Below are 21,226 nucleotides of genomic sequence, written 5' to 3' on the forward strand. Positions count from 1 at the left end.
TCGGCTAAGTACTCGCCAAGAGTCGGCTATGAAACGAACCAATTTGCTTCACGCTTGCTTCACCGTTGTCGAAGCGGTAACGCGTTACCAGTCGCTGCAGTAACGCATTACCGGTCGCTGCAGTAACGCATTACCGGTCGCTCACCGGTCGGACCGGACTTGCTCAGCAGTTTGGGCAAAACCCGTCCTGAGCAGTGGGAACGCGAAAGTGTCACGGCCTGCGTGGTGTGCCACGGTGGTGGTGACGTGGTGCGCCAGAGGACAGACACGGTGCAACTATTCGTGCAGTTTTAGGTAATTGTCGCGACACTCTCGCGAGGGTCCAGCGGACTTCCATGAGTATTCGGCGGAATCCCATGTGGGTTTGTCGACCGACCGCTAAGCGACTGCTGAGCGACTGCTGAGGCCCGCCGGTCTGCGGGAAAGCACCCCTGAACTGGGGTGATGCGAAAGTGTCCCCGCCGGACATGTCCGATTCGGCGTGGACGGATGGGACCACAATTCGCTAGCGGGCCGTAGCGACAAGTCTGCGTACCACCCACATACACGTAACCGAACTACGCCGTAAGTCCCAGAATCGATCTGAGAGCCATTACGCATAGACCCCGATCCGTCTCCCAAGCCGAGCGAAGCGACCATCCGTATACCTCGCACACGCGCCTACTCTTAGTCCTGACGGAGAATCTTTGAATATCCATCACTGAGTGTTCGTGCATCTTTTCAGCACGGACGCGAAGTGATAGCGCGGAGCGCGGTCCTCTCTTGACAGTTATCAGGTTACTTTATGGTGTACGATACGGGTTACTTTACGCTGTACGGTTGGACTGATATCGGCTCGCCGCCGGGGCATTCACTGGTCTGAAAAGACGCCCAGCGAATTATTAATTTAGATGGAACTTCTACCAGTTTGAGCATCGGGTATGGGTATATCTTTTGGCGTGCCCCTGCGCCCGCACGCCCTAGTCACCTATTCGCTACGCTCATGGTGACTACTACCCCATAGGGGTAGTACCCCATAAGGAACCGCGTGCGCGAGGCTCCGGCTCGGGTTCCGCCTCGATCGATCTGAGGCGATTGACCCCCACTTCAGGCACAGGAACCCAGATCGGCGTCAAAAATCGCTCTGCGTGGCTCTCAGGGGCCAGAACCTGACGCCCCTTAGAGGTTGACAAGACGACTGTGGTCGGTCATCATGCCGCCCCCCTACGGTCGGCCTGAGCTACACCAACCACTCAATTCCGACAAACTCGGGGTTAAAGTCTCGCAGCCCCTTCGGAGAAATAAGCACAGTCACAATCATCAGGGACGAAATAACTTTGCCGCGCAAATCTGGCGACAATTTATTCCACCGAAGGGACAGTTCATCACCCGACAAAACTAAATCAAGCAATGGACTAGATAAACGCGCCGCCGCCATTTGGTCCTCTACCCGCTGAATACTCTCCCGCAATTCACCCATACCGCGATCAAAACTAGAACCATCAAGATCGCCACGCGTAAACATCGAAGTCAAAACTTCCGACCGCCCCTGCAAGGCGTTGCGCTCGACCTGCAACGCCGGCACGTCAACTCCTGGCAGAGAATCAACGATCAACCGCACCTCAGGCCGACTTAGACGCTCCACCACCAGGCCGTCGATATAGGCGTCCAACTTCACCCCCTGCCGCCGAACATGATTACTGGGGCACTTGTAAGCACGGTTCTTCTTAGCGTCCACATGGACCACCAGGGCCGCGCTACAGACACCGCAGACGTAGACGCCCGACCCCTGCCACTTTCGCTCGAACGAGACATTGGACGAACGCGCCGGATCATCCAACAACGCCACAATCCCCCGATGAGCGTCAGGATCGACCAACGGAGTCCAATCACCGTCGCCCACCACAGCGCCTCGGTACACCCTCAGAGCCGCGTAGCGCGGGTTTTTGAGCACCCGCCGCACACTGGTAGCCGTCCAAACCTTGCCGCCGTACGCCGTCGTCAGGCCCGCCTCATTCCACTCCCGCGCAACCTGCCGCACACTCTTGCCCGAGAGCACTCCCGCCACAGCCTCACGGACAGCGCTCGCCTCAGGCTCCAACGGCTCCCCCGCCAACGTGTAGCCGAACGGGCGACGCGCCGCCTGCCACACTCCCTTAGCAGCCTTCTGCTGATTCGCCCGCACCTGCCGTTCGCTGCTGTGCTCAGACTCCTGCCGCGCAACACTTCCCGCGATACGCGCAATCATCCGCCCCTGCGACGTAGACAGGTCAAGCGTGCCACCTTGCACGGTGCGAATCTCGGCACCAGCCTTGTCTACAACCTCAATGAACCGTTCCAGCTCGATTGGCGACCTGTGCAGCCTGTCCGTGTGAAACGCGATCACCGCGCCAACCTCGCCGGCCTCGATCGCCGCGAGTAAGGCCTCATAGCCTGGACGACGCTTACCTGAGTACGCCGAAATGTCGTTGTCCGAGAACCGTTTCGAGACCTCCCACCCCAACCCCTCGGCCAGCTTCTCGCAGTCCTCAGCCTGCCGCTCCACGCCGAGCGCCCTGCCCGTAGGGTCGCTAGAGATACGCGTGTACGTCGCTACCTTCATGGACCAAACTATAGCGTGTCGCTTGACAGTCCACTCCTGCGAACGTCGCACCGCCTTTGAAGTCGACGAGCACCAGGTTCAGCTGGTCCGGCGAGTGAGTCGACACCAAGCCCAGCACGAGCGTGCGGAGGAACTCCGATTTTCCCGAACCCGTTGCCCCGATGCACAATCCATGAGGTCCCATACCGTTCTCGGCGGATTCCTTCAGATCGATCTCGACGGCGCTGCCGTCGGGGGCGACACCGATCGGTACCCGCAGCCTCTCGCGTCCGCGCCGCGTCGTCCACGCTCGGTCCGTGTCGAGTGCACCGACATCGGCGATACCGACCAGGCTGTTCCATCCCGAGATCGGGACTCCGCCGTCGTCGACGACATCGACGACGGACGAGGACGACGGCGCACGATACGGCGACAGGCGTCGAGCCACGGTGTGCGCCTGGGTGGTGCTCATCGAATCCGCGACGGCGAACACCTCGACCGTGGTTCCGCTGACCGCTCCGATGGATCCGTTCTCGGCGAACAGCCGAAGGCCACGCGATGCGGCGAGTCCGGGACACAGGCCGGACAGATCGATGATCGTGACGGAATCGAGGCCCGTGTCGGTGAGATCGGTCGATCGGTTGTCCAGAAGCCCGCCGTCCACCACGATCACCAACTGCACGACGCCTGCGACGGGAACAGCTCCGCGCGCAAACCGATTGCGCATGGACAGCACGTCGCCGAGTGCTCCCTCGAGTTCGAGGAAGCTGCCGAAGATCATCCGAGCGGACCCGGCACCGTCGCGCAGAGCGTCGTGCTGAGTGTGCGGGAGCCACTTGGCCCACTCCCATTGCTGCACGGTGTCCGGCCCGCAGACGATCGCGACAGCGACGTGGTCGGGTCCGTGAAAGCTGCACAGCGAGGCCAACATCGCGCGCACCATCGCCCGGGCCTCGTCGCGATCTCCCGATACGGACAGCGCCGCGAATCCTCTCAGTGACACCGCGGTCGGCAGCGCGGCCACCACCGAATGAGCTCGCACGAAGCGGCGCAGAGACACTGCCGAGACGGGTTCGAGTTCTTCCACCGGCCCGGTCTCCGGCGGAACCAGTCGAGTGGCGAGCCGCTGATCCCCACAGCCGACTCGTACGTGCGCGAAATCCGGATCCGACAGTCGCCGTTCCCACATGCGCTCGGTTCCGGCGATCGACCACAACGTCTCGGGTGCCGGGTGACTCCATTCGAGGGCTCGGCGTTGTGCGCGTTCGGTCTCGGCGACGTCGCGGCGGAGCTGATCCAGATAGCGGAGGTAGTCCTTGCGGTCCTCGTTCGCCTCGGCCGTACGCGCTCCGCCCGACTTGCCGCCGCCTGCCAACATCCCCACCATGGACATCAACATCATGGCCGGGAACATCAACATCATCGGGTTCGCCGCTGCCCCGGAGGTGAACATCAGCGCGACCATCCCCACCATCGCGGCCACCATCACCAGCGGCATCAGCTTCATCAGCAGATTGCCCGGCACCGCGCGCGGGATCTCGGGTGGCGACTGCAGGGTGACTTCACCGCCGGGAGATCGAGGCACTTCCCGTCTGGCACCGCGAACGAAGCGCACGGTACTCATCGATCCGCCCCCACGGCCACGCCCCCAGAACCCCATCGCGGCGGCCTCCCCCCGAGGCCGCAGGACGACAGGCTAACGCATCGAAGACCGGCCGGTCCACAGCTGCCGTCGCGCCCGTCGGACGGTCGAGAAATAGAACGCTGCCCGACGCCGTTGCACATCGATGTGGCTCTTCTGCCGCGTGCTCGACGAACGAAAGGCTGGCCCCAACCGTGTCCGTACCCTTGTCCATCCTCGATCTCGCTCATGTGGGCGAGGGCGAAACAGTCCGCGACAGCTTCGATGCAAGCGTCACTCTCGCTCAGCATGCCGAGAACTGGGGATACCGACGCATCTGGTACGCCGAGCACCACAACATGAAGACGATCGCGTCGTCGGCCACGTCGGTGCTCATCGCGCATGTCGCTGCCAACACCGAGCGAATTCGGCTCGGATCCGGCGGGATCATGCTTCCCAATCACGCGCCGCTGACCATCGCCGAGCAGTTCGGCACTCTGGCGACGCTGCACCCGGGACGGATCGATCTGGGTCTCGGCCGCGCCCCCGGCAGCGACCAGGTGACGATGCGGGCGATGCGGCGAGATCCCGCGTCGGCCGATCGCTTTCCCCAGGATGTCCAGGAACTGCAGGGCTACCTGTCGGCGGAGTCCCTGATTCCCGGAGTGAGCGCGACTCCCGGCGCGGGTACCGAGGTACCGCTGTACATCCTCGGGTCCTCGCTGTTCGGCGCGCAGCTCGCGGCCGCACTCGGCCTGCCCTATGCTTTCGCGTCGCACTTCGCACCCGACGCCCTCGAGCAGGCCGTCGAGATCTATCGGCGAGACTTCCGACCGTCCGCGCAACTGTCGGAGCCGCACCTGATCGTGGGTGTGAACGTGATCGCGGCCGATTCGATGGCCGAGGCACAGGCTCAGTTCCTGCGCACCAAGCGCAGTCGCGTCAGCCTGCTGCTCGGCCGCGGCCGAACCTTCACCGACGAGGAAGCCGACATGGTCCTCGAAGCGCCTGCGGGCCAACAGATCGCGAACATGACCAAGTACTCGGCGGTGGGCACTCCTGACATGGTGAAGGACTATCTCGATCGATTCGCCGAACGCACAGGGGCGGACGAGCTGATCGTCGCGTCCGGTGTGTCCGACCGCGCGTCGTGGCTTCGCTCGTTCGAGTTGCTCGCACAGGTCAGCGATCTGGTTCCTGCCTGAGAGCTGCGCACGTCGCAGGTGGATTCCGACGACCGGTTGATTGTCGCAGCGATGTCGTAAGGTTTGGACACCGATGCCCACTGGGGCGGGCATCGGCACGCGAATCGTACGTATCCGGGGGGATCTTCATGACACGCGCCGACAGCCGTCCATCGGCCGGCATTGTGCCACCGCGCACGGCACCTGCCGATCCGACACAGTCGCCCACCGCGCCGGACGCGAGTCGGCGGGCATCGGGCGCACAGTCCGTCTTCGCGCAGGACGTCTGTCGGGTGACGGTGTTGGCCAGGTCCACGCAGGTGGACATGGCGCTGCCGATCGACGTCCCTGTCTCCCTTCTCGTTCCGGGAATCGTCGACATGATTGCGGCGGCGGGAGTGGAGCCCGCGGAACGACCCGGGAGAGCGGGAGTGGAGCCTGCGGAACGACCCGGGAGAGCGGGAGTGCGGCCTGGTTCGGGAGGCGGTGTGCCGAGCGACGGGGATCCCGTGTCGGACGGGTTGCCGGTGGCGTGGACGCTTGCGCGGATCGGGTTTCCACCGTTGTCGCCGACTGCGACGTTGGCCGAGCTGTCGGTGCGCGACGGGGAGTTGCTCGTGCTGGGTGTGGCCGAGCGGCCCGCTCCGGTTCCCCTGTTCGACGACCTCATGTATTCGGTTGCACGGTCGGGTGGTGACGATGTTCGGCAGTGGACTGCGCGTACGGCGCGCACGGTGGGTTCGGTCGTCACCGGTCTGTCGGTGTTGGTGGCATGCGCGGTCCTGGCGCGGGAGCCGATCCGTGCGGGAGCCGAGCATGTCGGCAGTGTCATCGAGGGATTCGCTGCCGTCACTGCGTCGATTCTCTTCGCGATCGCGGGGGTGATTCTGGGGCGGGTGTACGACCAGTACGCCGTCGCTGTCGTCTTCGGCGGATGTGCCGTAGCGCTGATGTTCACCAGCGGAACTGTGCTGGTACCCGGGCAGTTCGGTGCGGCTCAGCTGATGCTGGGTTCGGCCATGGCGGGCGCTGTGGCTCTGCTGTCCCTTCGCATCGGCGGGACCGGGTTCGCACTGTTCACCGCTGCGATCGTGCTCGCAGTTCTGACGTTCGCCGCGTCGGTGTGCGCGCTTTTCACCACCGTGCCCCAACCGTCGATCGGCACCGCGGTCGCTCTCACCGGCCTGGCGGGAATTGCGCTCTCTGCCCGGGTGTCGATGATGCAGGCCAAGTTGCCGCTTCCACCGGTTCCCACCGCAGGAGCACCGCTGGACACGGTCGAGGAAGCCGAGCTCGACGCGATCTCGTTCGCGGATCTGCAGGCCTCCGCAGCTGTGGCGCGTAGCTGTCTGTCCGGCCTGCTGTCGGCGTTCACTGTTGCTGTCGTGGCGGGCGTGCTGGTTGCGGCAGCAGCCGATTCCGACGGCGGCGTGCGGTGGCCGGGGGTCGCGCTCGCGGGATTGTGTGCGCTCGTCCTGCTTCTGCGCGGACGCACCTATGCGGTGGTGACGCATGCAGTTCCGTTGGTTGCAGGGGGAACGACGATTCTGCTGGCGCTGTCGATCGGTGCGCTCGTTGCGTTGCCCGAACACGCGCTCGCCCTGTTCGGTGCGGCACTGGCCGGTGCGGTGACGGCATCGATCTTCGGAGCTTTCGTGCCCACACGCACGTACTCGCCGGTGATGCGGCGGTCGGCCGAACTGCTGGAATACGCGGCCATCGCCCTGGTCATTCCGATCGCAGTGTGGGTGTGCGGTCTGTACAGCGTCGTCCGCGGGCTGTGACAACGCGCCGGCAGCGAACGATCGTCATCGCGGCGTTCACTGCTCTCGCCCTGTTTTCGAACGCGGTCATCGGGGTGTATCCGGCAGGCGCCGAACGTCCGGAGATCGACCCGTTCCAGCTGCCCCCGCCGAGTCCTCCCGGCCCTCTCGAACCCACGGAACAGAAGAACGCCTGCGCCCTTCCATCCGCGGCCACCGATGTTCAGGACGTGCCGACCGCGCTGAAGGCGCTCGACTTCGCATCGGTCTGGCCCATCACCCGTGGGGCAGGTCAAGTGGTCGCCGTCATCGACACCGGAGTGACCGCTCATCCACGCCTACCGGGTCTGATCGCCGGCGGTGATTACGTCAGCGCAGGTGACGGGTTGTTCGACTGCGATGCGCACGGGACGATGGTCGCCGGCCTGATCGCCGCACAGACCGCACCGGGCAGCGGATTCGCCGGAGGCGCACCCGATGCACGAATTCTGTCGATTCGTCAGTCCAGCAATGTCTTTCAGATCGTCGACAACAGGTCGGAGGAGGAGCAGGCGGGCGAGCCGGAGAACGCCGCCGGCTACGGCAACGTACGCACCATGGCCATGGCCATCCGAACTGCGGTGGACGCGGGGGCCTCGGTCATCAACATCTCCGAGGTCGCCTGCGTGCCCGCCGGAGGCGGTGTGCCCGACGGTCCGCTCGGCGCGGCCGTGCAGTACGCCGTCCGAGAGAAGAACGTCGTCGTCGTTGCAGCAGCCGGTAATCTCGGCAGCGCGGCCTGCCGGGCCCAGAACCCGATGTCGGACCCGCTTCGGCCCGACGCGGACCCGTGGGCCTCCTTCGCGACCATCGCGACTCCGGCGTGGTTCGACGACGTGTTGACCGTCGGTTCGGTCGAATCGGATGGCACACCGTCTTCGTTCAGCCTGGGCGGTCCATGGGTCGACGTCGCGGCTCCTGGTTCGAATATGACCTCACTGTCGCCGACGGGAAACGGACTGGCGAACGGCACCCGGGGCACCGATGGCGTCGTTCCCATGACCGGAACGAGCTTTGCCGCACCGCTCGTTGCTGCGGTGGCGGCTCTGGTGCGCGCCCACCGCCCCGAGTTGTCGGCGCTGGAGGTGGTGGACCGGATCCAACGAACGGCGCATGCGCCGGCCGAGGGGTGGAATCCCCTCGTCGGCCACGGCATCGTCGATCCGCTTGCCGCGGTGACCGATTCGGTGACGGCTGCTCCCCTGTCGGTGCCTGCGGACAGTGTCGCGATGACTGCGCCGTTGCCACCGCCTGCGCCGGATCATCGCCCGCGGACCGCAGCCGTCACCGGTTCGGTGCTGGTGGCGGTGATCCTGGCGCTCGGGCTCGCCCTGTCGGTGCCACTGCGCCGACGGGGTAGATCCGATTGAACCGGCCCTACTTCGTCGGAAGTGCGGCGGCCCGCGGGTCGGGGCCGACTCCGTCGTGCATCGTCAGTGCCTGCCCGCGCCCCAGAGTGGGCCCGCTGCCGAGCAATTGGAGGATCTGCCATGGTGCGGGTGCCGGCGGTCCGAACCCCAGCGCCGACGCGGCCTCGGGACCATCGACGCCGTAGCGCACTCCGGTGTCGGCCACGAAGAAGACGCTGCCCTGGCGTGTACTCGACGTCGAGATGCCGGTACTGCGTACGAACCCGCCGCTACCGGGTGCCAGATAGACCTGGTCGACGGCGTCACCGCCCCCATCGGCCTGAGCCAACGCAACCGGTAGTGCACCGGTCTCGAGCGGCAACCCACGGCCGGCGGACTCGACCAGTCGAGCAGACGGTCCGCCGTCCGCCACTGCGAGCGGCTCCCACGTCAGGCAGCCCACAGGACGCTCACCGGTATCGACTATCTCGGGAGTGGTTGCCGGGAACGTCGACACCTCCAGTCCGGACGAGGTTGTGGGTGCGTCAGCGAGCAGGTCGGGATTGACGGCTGCGATATCCGGACTGCCCTGCGAATCGGTGAATTTGATGAGCAGGGCCGCTGTTTCGTCGATCGCTTGGATTCCGTCCTCGAGTACCACGTAGTACTGGACGTCGCGCCCGGCGACCTTGACGACCGAACCGATCGTCCGCCCGTCGAACGGGAACGCGGGAGCCTCACCTGCTCGGGGAACGAACGGCGCTGCGATGGGTGGTGATTCGGGCACGGAGTTGAGCAGACCCGCACTGACCGGGGACGGTGTCGCGTCCTCGAGTCCGAGCGCGCGGACCACCGCCCTGTTGTTCAGGTCGACCGGCGATCTGGTGCCGTCGTGCACGAGATACGCAGTGCCGTTGGATGTCCAGAGGAACGCCTCGGACTCGGCGAGCGCAGCCGTGCTGTCACCGTAGCGAGGATCGCCCACCAGCACCGTCGTCGAGGTGACTCCTGCGATCGGGTCGACGGTGTCGCAGACGGTCCACGACTGCGCGTTGCCGTCGCCGTCGTGCGGCAGCGCAGACGGTGCACCGGGAATACCCACCAGTGCGCCGCGAGGTCGTGACGACAACTCGGATTCCTGGACCGTCGACGGATCGTCCGGCTTGCCGACGATCAATCGAGCCGATGCGAGATTGAGCACCGGATGGAACACGTCGTCCACTTTCACGAACATCGCGCCCGAGTCCTTGCCGACCACGATCGATGCGTCGCCGATCTTGTCCTGTGGCCGAAACAGTGCCAGGGCAGCGCATCCCGCCAAACCGATGCAGGCGATGACGACACCGACCAGCAGCGCTCGCGTCTGCGACCTCATCGGATCGTGCAGCATTCGAGCGTCGCGCCTGATCAACGCGTGTTCCATCCTGCGGACGAGGAAGCGGTAACCGCCGACCTGCCACTTCGTTGTCGGCGTCGACGCCACGATTCCTCCCCAGGACTGTGCAGACGACCCGATCCCCATTCGGGTCACGCGACACAGTACAGTTCGTCCGCACACCTCGGCGACCGTGTTGCGGTTGTCGATGGCTCTGTGACCTTCGGGGGGAGGGTTTCGATGAGGCGTACCGATTCGGCAGGGCGTAGGCGAGCCGCCGTTCCTTTCGTCGCACCCACGGTTCGGCGGGTGATCGTGGCCGAGACCGCAGCCGTGGCGATCGGTCTGCCGCTATTCGCGGCGCAGATGCGGCCCTGGGCGGTGCTGCTCGTCGCTGCGGCGGTGGCGCTCGTTCCGTTCGTGGCGATCCGGCGCAGATCGGTCGTCGACTGGGTTCGGTCCATCTGGCGGCTCCTCGCCGATCGTGTCCCCGCTGTCGGCGTCACCACGGAACACACCGGCACCGCAGACGGCCCGGTCGGGGTCCAGTGGCAGCGCGACACCGTCACCTGCACCCTCGAGATCGTCCCGCCCCGGCACGCCACCACGGTCCTCGGCAGGGCGAGCGCCGCTACGCAGCACGCACTTCCCGTCGATGCGTTGGCGTCGTGTCTGCGGCAGCACGACATCGAGGTCCGCGCGATCGACGTCGTCGCACTCGGCTGCCGCAGCTCGGCAGGTTCGGTCGCCACCGAGGTCTACGAGGGACTCATCGGTCCACTGCCTGCGGTAGCGGTGCGAACCGTCTGGGTCGCAGTGACTCTCGACCTGCGCGCGAATGCTCGGGCGATCGAGGTCAGAGGCGGAGGGAGAGCCGGAGCCGCCCGTACCGCTGTCGTTGCGACCACGCGGGTCCTTCGCGCTCTGCACGCCCACGGTCTGTCCTCGCGACTGTTGACGGGTTCCGAGCTTCGGTCGGCCGTGTTGCAGCTGTGCCGAGGGGTCGGTATCGACGATCTGACCCAGACATGGTCGACAGCACCTCTGCCGGGTGCGTCGAGCACGGTGTTCGGAATCGATTGCAGCGCAATCACTGCCGAGGACATCGCCACCCTGTGGGCAACACCGTCACTCGGAACGACGATGACGTTCCACCTGCAGCCGACCCGCGACACCGGGAAGGTGCGCGTGCGTGGGTCGTGCAGTTTCTCCGCCCGGGGACCGATCACGAAGCCTCGTGTACACGCGTTGACCTCGATGAGCGCAAGTCAACGCGACGGCATCCTCGCACAGCTTCCGTTGGCCATACCCGTACCGAAGTCGTTGTCTCCCAGCCGAGTTCTCGATATCTCGTCGGTCGACGAGTTGTTGCTACCGGTGAGTGGCTGCGGCCAGCTGCTGGGATCCGACGCCGGCGGACACGGCGTCGCGGTCCGGCTGTTCGGACCGGGTCTGAGTCGGGTTCGGGTCGTCGGAGAGCTCTACCTCGCTCAGCAACTGCTCTTCCGCGCCATCGCCACCGGTGCCAGAGTCCTCGTCCGCACCGACCGCCCCCATGCCTGGCGAGCGCTCCTCGACGCCATCGGTGCTCCCGATCGACTACTGGTCGACGGCACCACGTTCCGTTCCCGCCCGTCGTACGACGTGATCCTCACCGACTTCGCCGACGGTTCGGCACCCATTGCGCAACAGGAACTTTCGGGCGTCACCGTGATCTCGTTGTCCGAGCACGTGCCGCGGATCGGCCACACCGAGCAGGAGCCAAGCACCCCGCGACCGGAACCGGATCTGACGATCGTCCAGCCCCATGCGTCGGGTGATCGAATTCGAGTCCGGTCCGGTCCACTCGACGTCGAGTTGACGCTTGTCACGATTCCTCAGGAGACGGCGTTCATCGGCCGGCCCCGGAGCCTGCGCCCCGCCGTGCGTGCTTGACCGATTCTCAACCGGGGTAGTCGGCCCGCCCACGAGCGCCTGCCACCGCGTCCGCCCACCACTCGAGCTGGTCGAGAAGACGCCCGAGGCCGTCGACGGCGGCTGCGTCGTCGATCCGTCCCGACTCGTCGAACCGCTTGCGCACCCGATGCAGCGACACGACGTCTCGGACGGAGACCATGTGCAGTTCGGCGGTGATCTGCCGTAGCTGTTCGGTGGCTCGAATTCCCCCGCCGAGCCCACCGTACGAGACGAATCCGACCGGCTTGCCACGCCACTCGTACTTCACCGTGTCCAGGGCGGTCTTCATCGCACCGGGCACGCCGTGGTTGTACTCGGGGGTGACGAACACGAAGGCGTCGGCGCCGCCGACGGTCCGGGTGAAGCGCTCGGAGTCCTCGCACGGAACGAGCGAGTTCGGCAGATCGAAATCGGCCAAGTCGACCTCGACCACCTCGACGGTGGCGCGTTCGGCGGCAACACCTCGAACCCAGGAAGCGACGGTCGGGCCCACTCGACCGGCGCGCACACTACCGACGACGACGGCGAGCTGTATCGGCTTCATCGCTCCGACAGTAGACCCGGGGGCGTTCGGTCAGCCCTCTCCCCCACAGCAACCGTCGCCGGTGATCGCCGATCTCACCTCGCGGGTGGCCGCGTTACGGGCGGCCAGTTCGTCGGCCGGTGGATAGTCGACTCGAACCAAGGACAAGCCGTGCGCCGGAGCCACGGCCACCTCGCTCGCTCTCTCGCGGCGCGTCAACAGCGACTGCGCCCAGTCGGGAGTTCGCCGACCTTCCCCCACGGCCTGCATGGCACCGACGAGACTGCGGACCATCGACCAGCAGAATGCGTCGGCACTGACGTACGCGGTGAGTCGATCGCCGTCGCGCTCCCAGTCGAACCGCTGCAGTTCTCGAACGGTGGTCGCCCCGTCACGTCGCTTGCAGAACGCGGCGAAATCGTGCAGACCGATCAATCTCGCGGATGCCTCCTGCACCGCACCGAGATCGATGGGCCTCGGCCACGAGACGACACCGGCCACGTCGAGGGGGTCGACGCCGTAGAGCGCCGTGCCGAATCGGTACTCGTAGTGCCTGCAGTACGCCGAGAACCGCGCGTCGAAATCAGAGGAGACGGTGCTGATGGCTCGCACTCGAACATCGGTGGGCAGAAACCGGGCCATTCGCCGGACCAGCCTGTCGTGATCGTCCGAAACGTCGACGGCATCGAAGTGCGCCACCTGACCCGTTGCGTGGACTCCCGCGTCGGTTCGGCCCGCCACGGTCAGCTCGATCGGCTGCCGCAACACCGTGGTGAAGGCTTCCTCGAGCACTCCGCAGACGGTGCGGATACCCGGTTGACGCGCCCACCCGGAGAAGTGCGTGCCGTCGTAGGAGATGTCGAGCCTAAATCTGGTGGGTACCGAAAAAGCGGGCCCGCCTTCCCCTGAGGGAATGGCGGGCCCGCTTCGATCGTGCTCGGAGCTCAAAAGGACTAGTCCTTCTTTGCTTCCTCGGCCTCGGGGGCGTCCGACGCGTGTGCGTCGTTGTCCTCGATGCCGTCGATGACTGCGTCGGCGTTGGCCACCTCGGCGTCGGTCGCGTCGGCTTCGACAGCCTCGACGACGTTCTCGTCGGTCGCGTCCTCGGCCGGAGCCTCGGTTGCGGCGGGAGCAGCCTGCGAAGCCTTCACGCGGCGTGCGCGATCTGCCTCGTTGGACACCGTCTGCTCGTTGACGAGCTCGATGATGGCCATCGGCGAGTTGTCACCCTTGCGGGGGACGGTCTTGATGATGCGTGTGTAGCCACCGTCGCGATCGGCGAAGAAAGGCCCGATCTCGGCGAACAGCTTGTGCACGACATCTTTGTTGTTGATCGTCTTGAGAACCTCACGACGATGCGCCAGGTCACCCTTTTTGGCGTGGGTGACGAGCTTCTCGGCGTGCGGACGAAGGCGCTTGGCCTTCGACTCGGTGGTGGTGATGCGGCCGTGCTCGAAGAGTGACGTCGCCAGGTTGGCCAGGATGGCCTTCTGGTGCGACGCCGACCCGCCGAGACGGCGGCCCTTGGTGGGCTTGGGCATGATGAATCTCCTAGTAAGAGCTCCAGCGAGCTGATTACAGCTGTTCTGTCTCGGCGTAGTCCTGCTCGGCACCTTCGGTGTCGCTGAAGGAGCCGGCGTCGGTGTCACTCCACGTGCCCGTGGTGGCGTCGTAGCCAGGCACGGTGCTCGGATCGAACGACGCGGGGCTGTCCTTGAGGGAGAGGCCGAGCGAATGCAGCTTGACCTTCACCTCGTCGATGGACTTCTGCCCGAAGTTACGGATGTCGAGCAGATCGGACTCGGTACGACCAACCAGCTCGCCGACGGTGTGAACACCCTCGCGCTTGAGGCAGTTGTAGGACCGGACGGTGAGGTCCAGATCCTCGATGGGGAGTCCGAAGGAAGCGATGTGATCGGCCTCGGCGGGCGAGGGTCCGATCTCGATGCCTTCTGCTTCGACGTTCAGCTCACGGGCGAGGCCGAAGAGCTCAACCAGGGTCTTGCCCGCCGAAGCGAGCGCGTCCCGCGCGGTGATGGAATTCTTGGTCTCCACATCGAGAACGAGCCGATCGAAGTCGGTGCGCTGTTCGACGCGGGTGGCCTCCACCTTGTAGGTGACCTTGAGCACGGGCGAGTAGATCGAGTCGACCGGAATACGGCCGATCTCGGCACCCGATGCCTTGTTCTGAACGGCGGGGACGTAGCCGCGACCGCGCTCGACGACGAGCTCGATCTCCAACTTGCCCTTGTCGTTCAGGGTCGCGATGTGCAGATCGGGGTTGTTCACCGTGACGCCGGCCGGAGGCACAATGTCGCCTGCGGTCACAGCGCCTGGGCCCTGCTTGCGGACGTACATGGTGACCGGTTCGTCTTCTTCGGAGCTCACCACGAGGCCCTTGAGGTTCAGGATGATGTCGGTGACATCTTCCTTGACTCCGGGGACGGTGGTGAATTCGTGGAGGACGCCGTCGATACGGATGCTGGTGACAGCAGCGCCGGGGATCGACGACAGCAGGGTGCGGCGGAGCGAGTTGCCGAGTGTGTAACCGAAGCCGGGCTCGAGCGGCTCGATGACGAATTTCGAGCGGTTGTCGGCGATGACCTCTTCGGTCAGCGTCGGGCGCTGTGAAATGAGCATTGTGTGTTCCTCCTGTACGGGCGTCCGCTATTTGACGCCCACGTGTGGAGGCGAAGACGCATGTGAGCCTCGCGGGGAGACTCACATGCGTGCCGCGCCTTACTTCGAGTAGTACTCGACGATGAGCTGCTCCTGGAGCGGCACGTCGATCTGTGCGCGCTCCGGCAACCTGTGAACCAGGATGCGAAGACGGTTGGGAACGACCTGCAGCCACGGGGCGACGGGACGGTCGCCGTAGCTTTCGCGGGCGATCTGGATCGGCAGCGTCTGAGCCGACTTCTCACGGACGTCGATGATGTCGTACTGCGAGACGCGGTAGCTGGGGATGTCGACGCGCTTGTTGTTCACCAGGAAGTGACCGTGCGTGACCAGCTGACGGGCCTGACGACGCGTACGTGCCAGTCCGGCGCGGTAGACGACGTTGTCGAGACGACTCTCGAGGATGGTCAGCAGGTTCTCGCCGGTCTTGCCGACGGTCCTGTTGGCTTCCTTGTAGTACAGACGGAACTGCTTCTCCATGACGCCGTAGGTGAAGCGAGCCTTCTGCTTCTCCTGCAGCTGGAGCAGGTACTCGCTCTCCTTGATCCGCGCGCGGCCGTGCTGGCCGGGCGGGTAGGGACGACGCTCGAACGCCTGGTCGCCTCCGACGAGGTCGACGCGCAGACGACGCGACTTGCGGGTGATAGGACCGGTATAACGTGCCATTTTCTAAACCTTTCCTTCCCGCTAGACCCGACGCCGCTTGGGCGGACGGCAGCCGTTGTGCGGCTGAGGGGTGACATCGGAGATGGTGCCGACCTCGAGGCCAGCGGCCTGAAGCGAGCGGATCGCGGTCTCACGGCCGGAGCCGGGACCCTTGACGAACACGTCGACCTTCTTGACGCCGTGCTCCTGTGCCTTGCGCGCAGCGTTCTCGGCTGCGAGCTGTGCGGCGAACGGAGTCGACTTGCGCGAGCCCTTGAAGCCCACGTGTCCCGAGGACGCCCACGAGATGACGTTTCCGGCGGGGTCGGTGATCGACACGATCGTGTTGTTGAACGTGCTCTTGATGTGCGCAGATCCGTGCGGGACGTTCTTCTTGTCCCTGCGACGCGTCTTCTGCGCCTTCTTCGGACCGGTACCGCGTGCTTTGGGGGGCATTACTTCGCCTTCTTCTTGCCGGCAATGGTGCGCTTGGGTCCCTTACGGGTACGCGCATTGGTCTTGGTGCGCTGTCCACGGACGGGCAGACCACGACGGTGGCGAAGACCCTGGTAGCAGCCGATTTCGATCTTGCGGCGGATGTCGGCCTGAACCTCGCGGCGCAGGTCGCCCTCGACCTTGAGGGACTCGTTGATGTAATCGCTGAGCTTGCGCAGATCGTCGTCGCCGAGATCCTTGCTTCGCAGGTCGGGGCTGACGCCCGTCGCTGTGAGGATTTCCTTCGAGCGGGTACGGCCGACGCCGTAGATGTAAGTCAGTGCGATCTCCATGCGCTTTTCGCGCGGCAGATCCACACCTGCGAGACGTGCCATGTGGCATTTCCTTTTCTTGTCCGGAGGTCTGCTCCCAGTCCGTCCCCTGTGTCCTTCTCACCGCTGGGGTGTGAAGCGTCTTTCAACAAACTCAGTGGGGCCCCGGCCTCCGTGCCGGGGGTATGCCGCAACGCGTGTGTCGCGGTTGGTGCTGGGAGGTCATCTTCTAGCTGTTGCCAAGCCGACGTGCGAAATGCTCGGTGGTTATCCCTGACGCTGCTTGTGACGCAGGTTGTCGCAGATCACCATGACGCGCCCGTTACGACGAATCACCTTGCACTTTTCGCAGATCTTCTTGACGCTCGGCTGAACCTTCACGTCGTTGATCTCCTGTGTGTAGCTCGGCCCCACTGCAGGCAGCGGCTCCGAGCATGGTTCCCCCCGACCGGACGTGGCCGGGGAAGCTCTTACTTGTAGCGGTAAACGATGCGTCCACGCGTGAGGTCGTAGGGCGAGAGCTCTACCACGACGCGATCCTCGGGAAGGATGCGAATGTAGTGCTGACGCATCTTTCCGCTGATGTGAGCGAGTACCTTGTGGCCGTTTTCGAGCTCAATGCGAAACATCGCATTGGGCAGCGGTTCGACAACTCGGCCCTCTACCTCGATAGCACCGTCTTTCTTGGCCATATCCTCCGCGATCCTGGCTCTCACACCTGGTTGATTGCATCTGTTTCCGTTACCGTGGTGCCCACTGACCGACCCGAATCGAGGGGCCGACGTGTCGCCGGAACGGTTCGCAGGCCACCAGGGCACGCGAACATCCGGTACGCAGGGCGCACCGTCGATCCATGTTACCGGGTAATGCACGTCTGGCCAAATGCGTTCCGCATCCATGCTCCGGGTCAACGGTTGCCCCAGTTCGATTTCCTGAGCTAGCGTTCTGCCCGGCTGTATCCCAGCCGCACAACACGGGCCGTCCCGCCTGCCCTCGCAGCGGCGGCCGTGTCCGCGACGACGACCACGAGGCACCCCTCTTGAGCTCAGACACGCGCGCCGGCAACCCGGGCGTATCCGTCATCATTCCGGTTCACAACTCCAAGGATGTTCTCGACGATCAACTGCGAGCTCTCGCTCGACAGGATTACGAGGATCCCTTCACGGTGATCGTCAGCGACAACGGCTCGACCGACGGCCTTCGCGAACACATCGAGAACCATTGCCTCCGTGGAGCGCTCGACCTGCAGTACGTCGACGCTGCAGGATCCCCGGGCGCATCGTTCGCACGTAACAGAGGTGCAGACGCCGCCCGCAGCGACCTGCTCGCCTTCTGCGACGCGGACGACGCGGTCCACCCGAACTGGCTCCGGCGCATCGTCGCCGGCCTCGACGAGTACGACATCGTGGGTACCGGCCTGGAGACGGAGACGCTGAACTCCACTGCCGTGCGCGCATCGACACCGTTCGCACCGCCCTCGGATCAGGGCAAGTCGACATTCCTACCGTTCGCCATCGGTGCCAGCATGGCGTGCCGCAGATCGACCTACGTCGAGCTCGGCGGCATGCTCGAGTACGTTCACGCCAGCGAGGACATGGAGTTCTCGTGGCGCGCACAGCACGCGGGGTATCGACTGCATTTCATCGCCGAACCACTGGTGTCGTACCGACTTCGCACCGGACGTCGGGAGAACTGGAAGCAGGCAGGCGCGCTCGGGTACGGATCGGCTCACGTACGCGGACTCCACCGAGCACACGGCTGCCCGCCCTTCCGGGCCCGCTCGATCTCCATCGCCCTGCTGATGCTCGGCGTACGAAACCCGCTGCTTCCCACTGCAGTGACCAGGATGCCGACTCGACTCTGGCTTCGTCTGGTGGCTGCGCATCTCGGACTGGTCCGCGGCGGCCGACGCTACGGATCACTGGCCTGGTGACCCTAGCTGGGTCGTAGTGTCAGGATCCGCGGCCCGTCCTCGGTGACGGCAACGGTGTGTTCCCAGTGCGCCGATCGAGATCCGTCGGTGGTCACGACCGTCCAGCCGTCGTCGAGAATGTCGGTGTCGTACGTGCCGAGGGTCAGCATGGGCTCGATTGCCAGAGTGGATCCGACGACCAACTCCGGTCCCTTACCCGGCGCACCCTCGTTCGCGAGGAACGGGTCCATGTGCATTTCACGACCGATGCCATGACCGCCGTATCCGTCGACGATCCCGTACTTGCGGCCGTGCGCCTGCTCGGCCGCGTGGGTTCCGGATTCGATGGCGTGCGAGACGTCGGTGAGCCGATTGCCGGGAAGCATCGCGGCGATACCTGCCTCCATCGACAGCCTCGTCGCCTCGCTCAGCATCGCATCGGCTTCGATGATGTCGCCGACACCGAATGTCCACGCCGAGTCTCCGTGCCAACCGTCGAGAACCGCCCCACAGTCGATGGACACCAGATCGCCTGCGACCAGGAGCTCGTCTGCCGACGGAATGCCGTGCACCACACGGTCGTTGACCGACGAACAGATACTGCCGGTGAAGCCGTGGTAACCGAGGAACGACGGCACCGCACCGGCGTCACGGATGACGGCCTCGGCAACTCTGTCGAGCTCGAGCGTCGAGACACCGGGAACCGCCGCTGCCCGCACTGCCACCAGAGCAGCGCCGACGACCGCGCCGGCCGCAGCCATGGCGTCGAGTTCGCCGGCACTGCGGAACGGCACGACCTTCCGTTTACGGCCGAATGCCATTACTTGCCGTGGTCCTCGATGGACTTCAGCGCGCGAGCGTTGACCTCGTCCACCTCACCGATCGCGTCGACCGTCACGAGTTGGCCCTCGTAGTAATCGAGCAGGGGCGCGGTCTCGTCCCGGTACACCTTGAGTCGGTTACGAATGACGTCTTCCTTGTCGTCCTCGCGTCCACGCGCCAGCATGCGTTCGACGACGACGTCCTCGTCGACGACGAAGGAGAGTACGGCGTCGAGCTTCGCGTTCAGGTCCGCCAGGATGCCGACCAGTGCCTCGGCCTGACCCACCGAACGTGGAAAGCCGTCGAGCAGGAAGCCGTTCACGGCGTCGGGCTCGGAGAGGCGGCTGCGGACCATGTCGACGGTCAGCTCACTGGGAACGAGGTCGCCTGCATCGAGGTACTTCTTCGCCTCGAGTCCGAGCGGCGTCTTCTCACCGATGTTCGCGCGAAACAGGTCGCCGGTCGAGATGTGCGGAACGCCCAGCTTCTCGGACAGGAGGACGGCCTGGGTGCCTTTGCCGGCACCGGGGGGACCGAGCAGAACAAGTCTCACTTGAGGAACCCTTCGTAGTTACGCTGCATCAGCTGGCTTTCGATTTGCTTCACGGTATCCAGGCCGACGCTGACCATGATCAGCACGGCGGTGCCACCGAAGGGGAGGTTCTGTCCTCCACCCGAACTGCCGATGTCGAGGAACAGGTTCGGGAGCACGGCGATGGTGCCCAGGTAGACCGCACCCGGCAACGTGATGCGACTGAGGACGTAGTTCAGATAGTCGGCGGTCGGCTTGCCCGGACGAATGCCCGGGATGAACCCGCCGAACTTCTTCATCTCGTCGGCGCGCTCTTCGGGGTTGAACGTGATCGCCACGTAGAAGTACGTGAAGAACACGATCAGACCGAAGAAGATCGCGATGTACACCGGGTTGGCCGGGTTCACCAGGTACTCGTTGATGATGCGCTGCCACCAGCTCGGATCGACCGCGGTGCTGGCCGAGGTGAGCTGGGCGATCAGGTTGGGCAGATACAGCAGCGAGGACGCGAAGATCACCGGGATGACGCCGGCCTGGTTGACCTTGAGCGGAAGGTAGGTGGAGGAGCCGCCGTACATCTTTCGACCGACCATGCGCTTGGCGTACTGGACGGGAATTCGGCGCTGACCCTGCTCGACGAACACCACGCCGGTGATGATCAGGAACGCTGCGAAGCAGACGAATCCGAACACCAGCCCACCACGGCTCTCGAGGATCGAGTTGCCCTCGGAGGGGATACGCGAGGCGATTCCGGCGAAGATGAGCAGCGACATTCCGTTGCCGACGCCGCGCTCGGTGATGACCTCGCCGAACCACATCACGACGGCTGCACCTGCGGTCATGACGAGCACGATGATGACGAGGCCGAAGATGCTCTGGTCGGCGATGATGTCCTGCTGGCATCCCTGCAGAAGTTGGCCGCGGGAGGCGAGGGCCACCAGGCCGGTCGCCTGCAGGATGGCCAGCGCGATCGACAGGTAACGCGTGTACTGCGTCATCTTGGCCTGCCCCGACTGTCCCTCCTTGCGGAGTTCCTCGAACTTCGGGATGACGACGGTGAGCAGCTGCACGATGATGCTGGCGGTGATGTACGGCATGATGCCGATCGCGAACACCGAGAGCTGGAGGAGCGCTCCACCGGAGAACAGGTTGATCAGCGAGTAGATGCCGGCCGAGTCTCCACCGGAGACCTGGTCGATGCATGCTCGGACATTGGCGTAGTCGACACCCGGCGACGGCAGCGTGGCACCGAAGCGATACAGGGCCACCAGACCGAGCGTGAAGAGGATCTTCCGTCTCAGGTCAGGAGTCCTGAGGGCCGACACGAAGGCGGAAAGCAAAGATCCTCCTGGCACGACTGCGTTGACGCTGCGAGTGCTTCGTCAGGAGCGCAACCGGCGCTCCTGTGAGCCTCACGAGCATGGACTGCAGGCGACATGCATCGCCCGCATCGAAACGAACTTCTGTGAACTCTAGAACTCTAACAGTGCGTATCGAAC

19 protein-coding genes and 1 pseudogene are annotated in these 21,226 nt (G+C 64.8%); 5 read left to right on the forward strand and 15 right to left on the reverse strand.

The window, feature by feature from the left end; translation table 11 throughout:
- Window positions 1-1,219 precede the first annotated feature (1,219 nt).
- Window positions 1,220-2,581, reverse strand: a complete 1,362-nt coding sequence (locus CH296_RS01195; protein ID WP_094683837.1) for a recombinase family protein — start codon at window positions 2,579-2,581, stop codon at window positions 1,220-1,222.
- 28 nt (window positions 2,582-2,609) lie between these two features.
- Window positions 2,610-4,184: pseudogene (gene eccCa, locus CH296_RS01200) on the reverse strand (type VII secretion protein EccCa); the annotation flags it as partial.
- A gap of 212 nt (window positions 4,185-4,396) precedes the next feature.
- Between eccCa and CH296_RS01205 the strand changes: the two are divergent.
- From CH296_RS01205 to mycP, 3 genes are all read left to right on the forward strand, one after another.
- Window positions 4,397-5,386, forward strand: a complete 990-nt coding sequence (locus tag CH296_RS01205) for an LLM class flavin-dependent oxidoreductase (protein ID WP_032397521.1) — start codon at window positions 4,397-4,399, stop codon at window positions 5,384-5,386.
- Between the two features lie 128 nt (window positions 5,387-5,514).
- A complete protein-coding gene (gene eccD / locus CH296_RS01210; RefSeq protein ID WP_094683838.1) occupies window positions 5,515-7,149 on the forward strand; it encodes a type VII secretion integral membrane protein EccD in 1,635 nt (544 codons plus the stop codon).
- Complete coding sequence (mycP, locus tag CH296_RS01215) at window positions 7,146-8,537, forward strand: type VII secretion-associated serine protease mycosin (RefSeq protein ID WP_373557264.1); 1,392 nt, start codon at window positions 7,146-7,148, stop codon at window positions 8,535-8,537. The genes eccD and mycP overlap by 4 nt, the downstream gene beginning before the upstream one ends.
- A 7-nt stretch (window positions 8,538-8,544) precedes the next feature.
- Here the strand turns inward: mycP and eccB are convergent, their stop codons facing one another.
- A complete protein-coding gene (eccB, locus tag CH296_RS01220; RefSeq protein ID WP_256980298.1) occupies window positions 8,545-10,038 on the reverse strand; it encodes a type VII secretion protein EccB in 1,494 nt (497 codons plus the stop codon).
- Between the two features lie 93 nt (window positions 10,039-10,131).
- Here eccB and eccE point away from each other — a divergent pair, with 93 nt between their 5' ends.
- Window positions 10,132-11,826 (forward strand): type VII secretion protein EccE, encoded by a 1,695-nt coding sequence (eccE, locus tag CH296_RS01225; RefSeq protein ID WP_094683840.1) that lies wholly within the window; start codon window positions 10,132-10,134, stop codon window positions 11,824-11,826.
- Between the two features lie 7 nt (window positions 11,827-11,833).
- On the opposite strand, the gene CH296_RS01230 is transcribed toward eccE, so the two are convergent.
- The 9 genes from CH296_RS01230 to infA form a co-directional block, all read right to left on the reverse strand.
- Complete coding sequence (locus CH296_RS01230) at window positions 11,834-12,391, reverse strand: NADPH-dependent FMN reductase (protein WP_094683841.1); 558 nt, start codon at window positions 12,389-12,391, stop codon at window positions 11,834-11,836.
- Window positions 12,392-12,421: 30 nt separating this feature from the next.
- Window positions 12,422-13,318 carry a tRNA pseudouridine(38-40) synthase TruA gene (gene truA / locus CH296_RS01235; protein WP_094683842.1) on the reverse strand — a complete coding sequence of 299 codons (897 nt, stop codon included), beginning with the start codon at window positions 13,316-13,318 and terminating at the stop codon, window positions 12,422-12,424.
- A 5-nt stretch (window positions 13,319-13,323) separates the two neighbouring features.
- The gene (gene rplQ, locus CH296_RS01240; protein ID WP_032397527.1) at window positions 13,324-13,911 is read right to left on the reverse strand and encodes a 50S ribosomal protein L17; all 588 of its coding nucleotides are present in this window, start codon (window positions 13,909-13,911) and stop codon (window positions 13,324-13,326) included.
- 34 nt (window positions 13,912-13,945) lie between these two features.
- Window positions 13,946-15,010 (reverse strand): DNA-directed RNA polymerase subunit alpha, encoded by a 1,065-nt coding sequence (locus tag CH296_RS01245; RefSeq protein ID WP_008718222.1) that lies wholly within the window; start codon window positions 15,008-15,010, stop codon window positions 13,946-13,948.
- A gap of 99 nt (window positions 15,011-15,109) precedes the next feature.
- Window positions 15,110-15,715 (reverse strand): 30S ribosomal protein S4, encoded by a 606-nt coding sequence (rpsD, locus tag CH296_RS01250; protein WP_032397528.1) that lies wholly within the window; start codon window positions 15,713-15,715, stop codon window positions 15,110-15,112.
- A 21-nt stretch (window positions 15,716-15,736) separates the two neighbouring features.
- Window positions 15,737-16,150 carry a 30S ribosomal protein S11 gene (rpsK, locus tag CH296_RS01255; protein ID WP_027496331.1) on the reverse strand — a complete coding sequence of 138 codons (414 nt, stop codon included), beginning with the start codon at window positions 16,148-16,150 and terminating at the stop codon, window positions 15,737-15,739.
- On the reverse strand, window positions 16,150-16,524 hold the full coding sequence (rpsM, locus tag CH296_RS01260) for a 30S ribosomal protein S13 (protein WP_008718227.1): 375 nt from the start codon (window positions 16,522-16,524) through the stop codon (window positions 16,150-16,152). Before rpsM ends, rpsK begins: the two co-directional genes overlap by 1 nt.
- Before the next feature lie 204 nt (window positions 16,525-16,728).
- Window positions 16,729-16,842: a 50S ribosomal protein L36 gene (gene rpmJ / locus CH296_RS01265; RefSeq protein ID WP_025347279.1), complete on the reverse strand. Its 114-nt coding sequence runs from the start codon at window positions 16,840-16,842 to the stop codon at window positions 16,729-16,731.
- Between the two features lie 89 nt (window positions 16,843-16,931).
- Window positions 16,932-17,153: a translation initiation factor IF-1 gene (infA, locus tag CH296_RS01270; RefSeq protein ID WP_005140011.1), complete on the reverse strand. Its 222-nt coding sequence runs from the start codon at window positions 17,151-17,153 to the stop codon at window positions 16,932-16,934.
- A gap of 347 nt (window positions 17,154-17,500) precedes the next feature.
- Here infA and CH296_RS01275 point away from each other — a divergent pair, with 347 nt between their 5' ends.
- Entirely contained in the window at window positions 17,501-18,394 is an 894-nt protein-coding gene (locus CH296_RS01275; RefSeq protein ID WP_179277604.1) for a glycosyltransferase family 2 protein, read from the forward strand.
- Window positions 18,395-18,396: 2 nt separating this feature from the next.
- Here the strand turns inward: CH296_RS01275 and map are convergent, their stop codons facing one another.
- The 3 genes from map to secY are packed head-to-tail and all read right to left on the reverse strand — an operon-like array spanning window position 18,397 to window position 21,067.
- Window positions 18,397-19,194, reverse strand: a complete 798-nt coding sequence (map, locus tag CH296_RS01280; protein WP_032397529.1) for a type I methionyl aminopeptidase — start codon at window positions 19,192-19,194, stop codon at window positions 18,397-18,399.
- Window positions 19,194-19,748, reverse strand: a complete 555-nt coding sequence (locus tag CH296_RS01285; RefSeq protein ID WP_032397530.1) for an adenylate kinase — start codon at window positions 19,746-19,748, stop codon at window positions 19,194-19,196. The genes map and CH296_RS01285 overlap by 1 nt, the downstream gene beginning before the upstream one ends.
- Entirely contained in the window at window positions 19,745-21,067 is a 1,323-nt protein-coding gene (secY, locus tag CH296_RS01290; RefSeq protein WP_032397531.1) for a preprotein translocase subunit SecY, read from the reverse strand. Before secY ends, CH296_RS01285 begins: the two co-directional genes overlap by 4 nt.
- Between the last annotated feature and the right edge of the window lie 159 nt (window positions 21,068-21,226).

Origin of the sequence: Rhodococcus sp. 14-2496-1d, assembly GCF_002259365.1 — a bacterium.
In the GTDB taxonomy this organism is placed as follows: Bacteria; Actinomycetota; Actinomycetes; order Mycobacteriales; family Mycobacteriaceae; genus Rhodococcoides.

Coding starts and splice junctions, on each gene's coding strand:
- rpsM (WP_008718227.1), bottom strand. CDS start 16,524: ATGGCACGTCTCGCAGGTGTGGATCTGCCGCGCGAAAAGCGCATGGAG.
- CH296_RS01195 (WP_094683837.1), bottom strand. CDS start 2,581: ATGAAGGTAGCGACGTACACGCGTATCTCTAGCGACCCTACGGGCAGG.
- eccB (WP_256980298.1), bottom strand. CDS start 10,038: ATGGGGATCGGGTCGTCTGCACAGTCCTGGGGAGGAATCGTGGCGTCG.
- infA (WP_005140011.1), bottom strand. CDS start 17,153: ATGGCCAAGAAAGACGGTGCTATCGAGGTAGAGGGCCGAGTTGTCGAA.
- map (WP_032397529.1), bottom strand. CDS start 19,194: ATGGCATTCGGCCGTAAACGGAAGGTCGTGCCGTTCCGCAGTGCCGGC.
- rplQ (WP_032397527.1), bottom strand. CDS start 13,911: ATGCCCAAGCCCACCAAGGGCCGCCGTCTCGGCGGGTCGGCGTCGCAC.
- eccD (WP_094683838.1), top strand. CDS start 5,515: ATGACACGCGCCGACAGCCGTCCATCGGCCGGCATTGTGCCACCGCGC.
- CH296_RS01230 (WP_094683841.1), bottom strand. CDS start 12,391: ATGAAGCCGATACAGCTCGCCGTCGTCGTCGGTAGTGTGCGCGCCGGT.
- CH296_RS01245 (WP_008718222.1), bottom strand. CDS start 15,010: ATGCTCATTTCACAGCGCCCGACGCTGACCGAAGAGGTCATCGCCGAC.
- rpsK (WP_027496331.1), bottom strand. CDS start 16,150: ATGCCCCCCAAAGCACGCGGTACCGGTCCGAAGAAGGCGCAGAAGACG.
- rpsD (WP_032397528.1), bottom strand. CDS start 15,715: ATGGCACGTTATACCGGTCCTATCACCCGCAAGTCGCGTCGTCTGCGC.
- eccE (WP_094683840.1), top strand. CDS start 10,132: ATGAGGCGTACCGATTCGGCAGGGCGTAGGCGAGCCGCCGTTCCTTTC.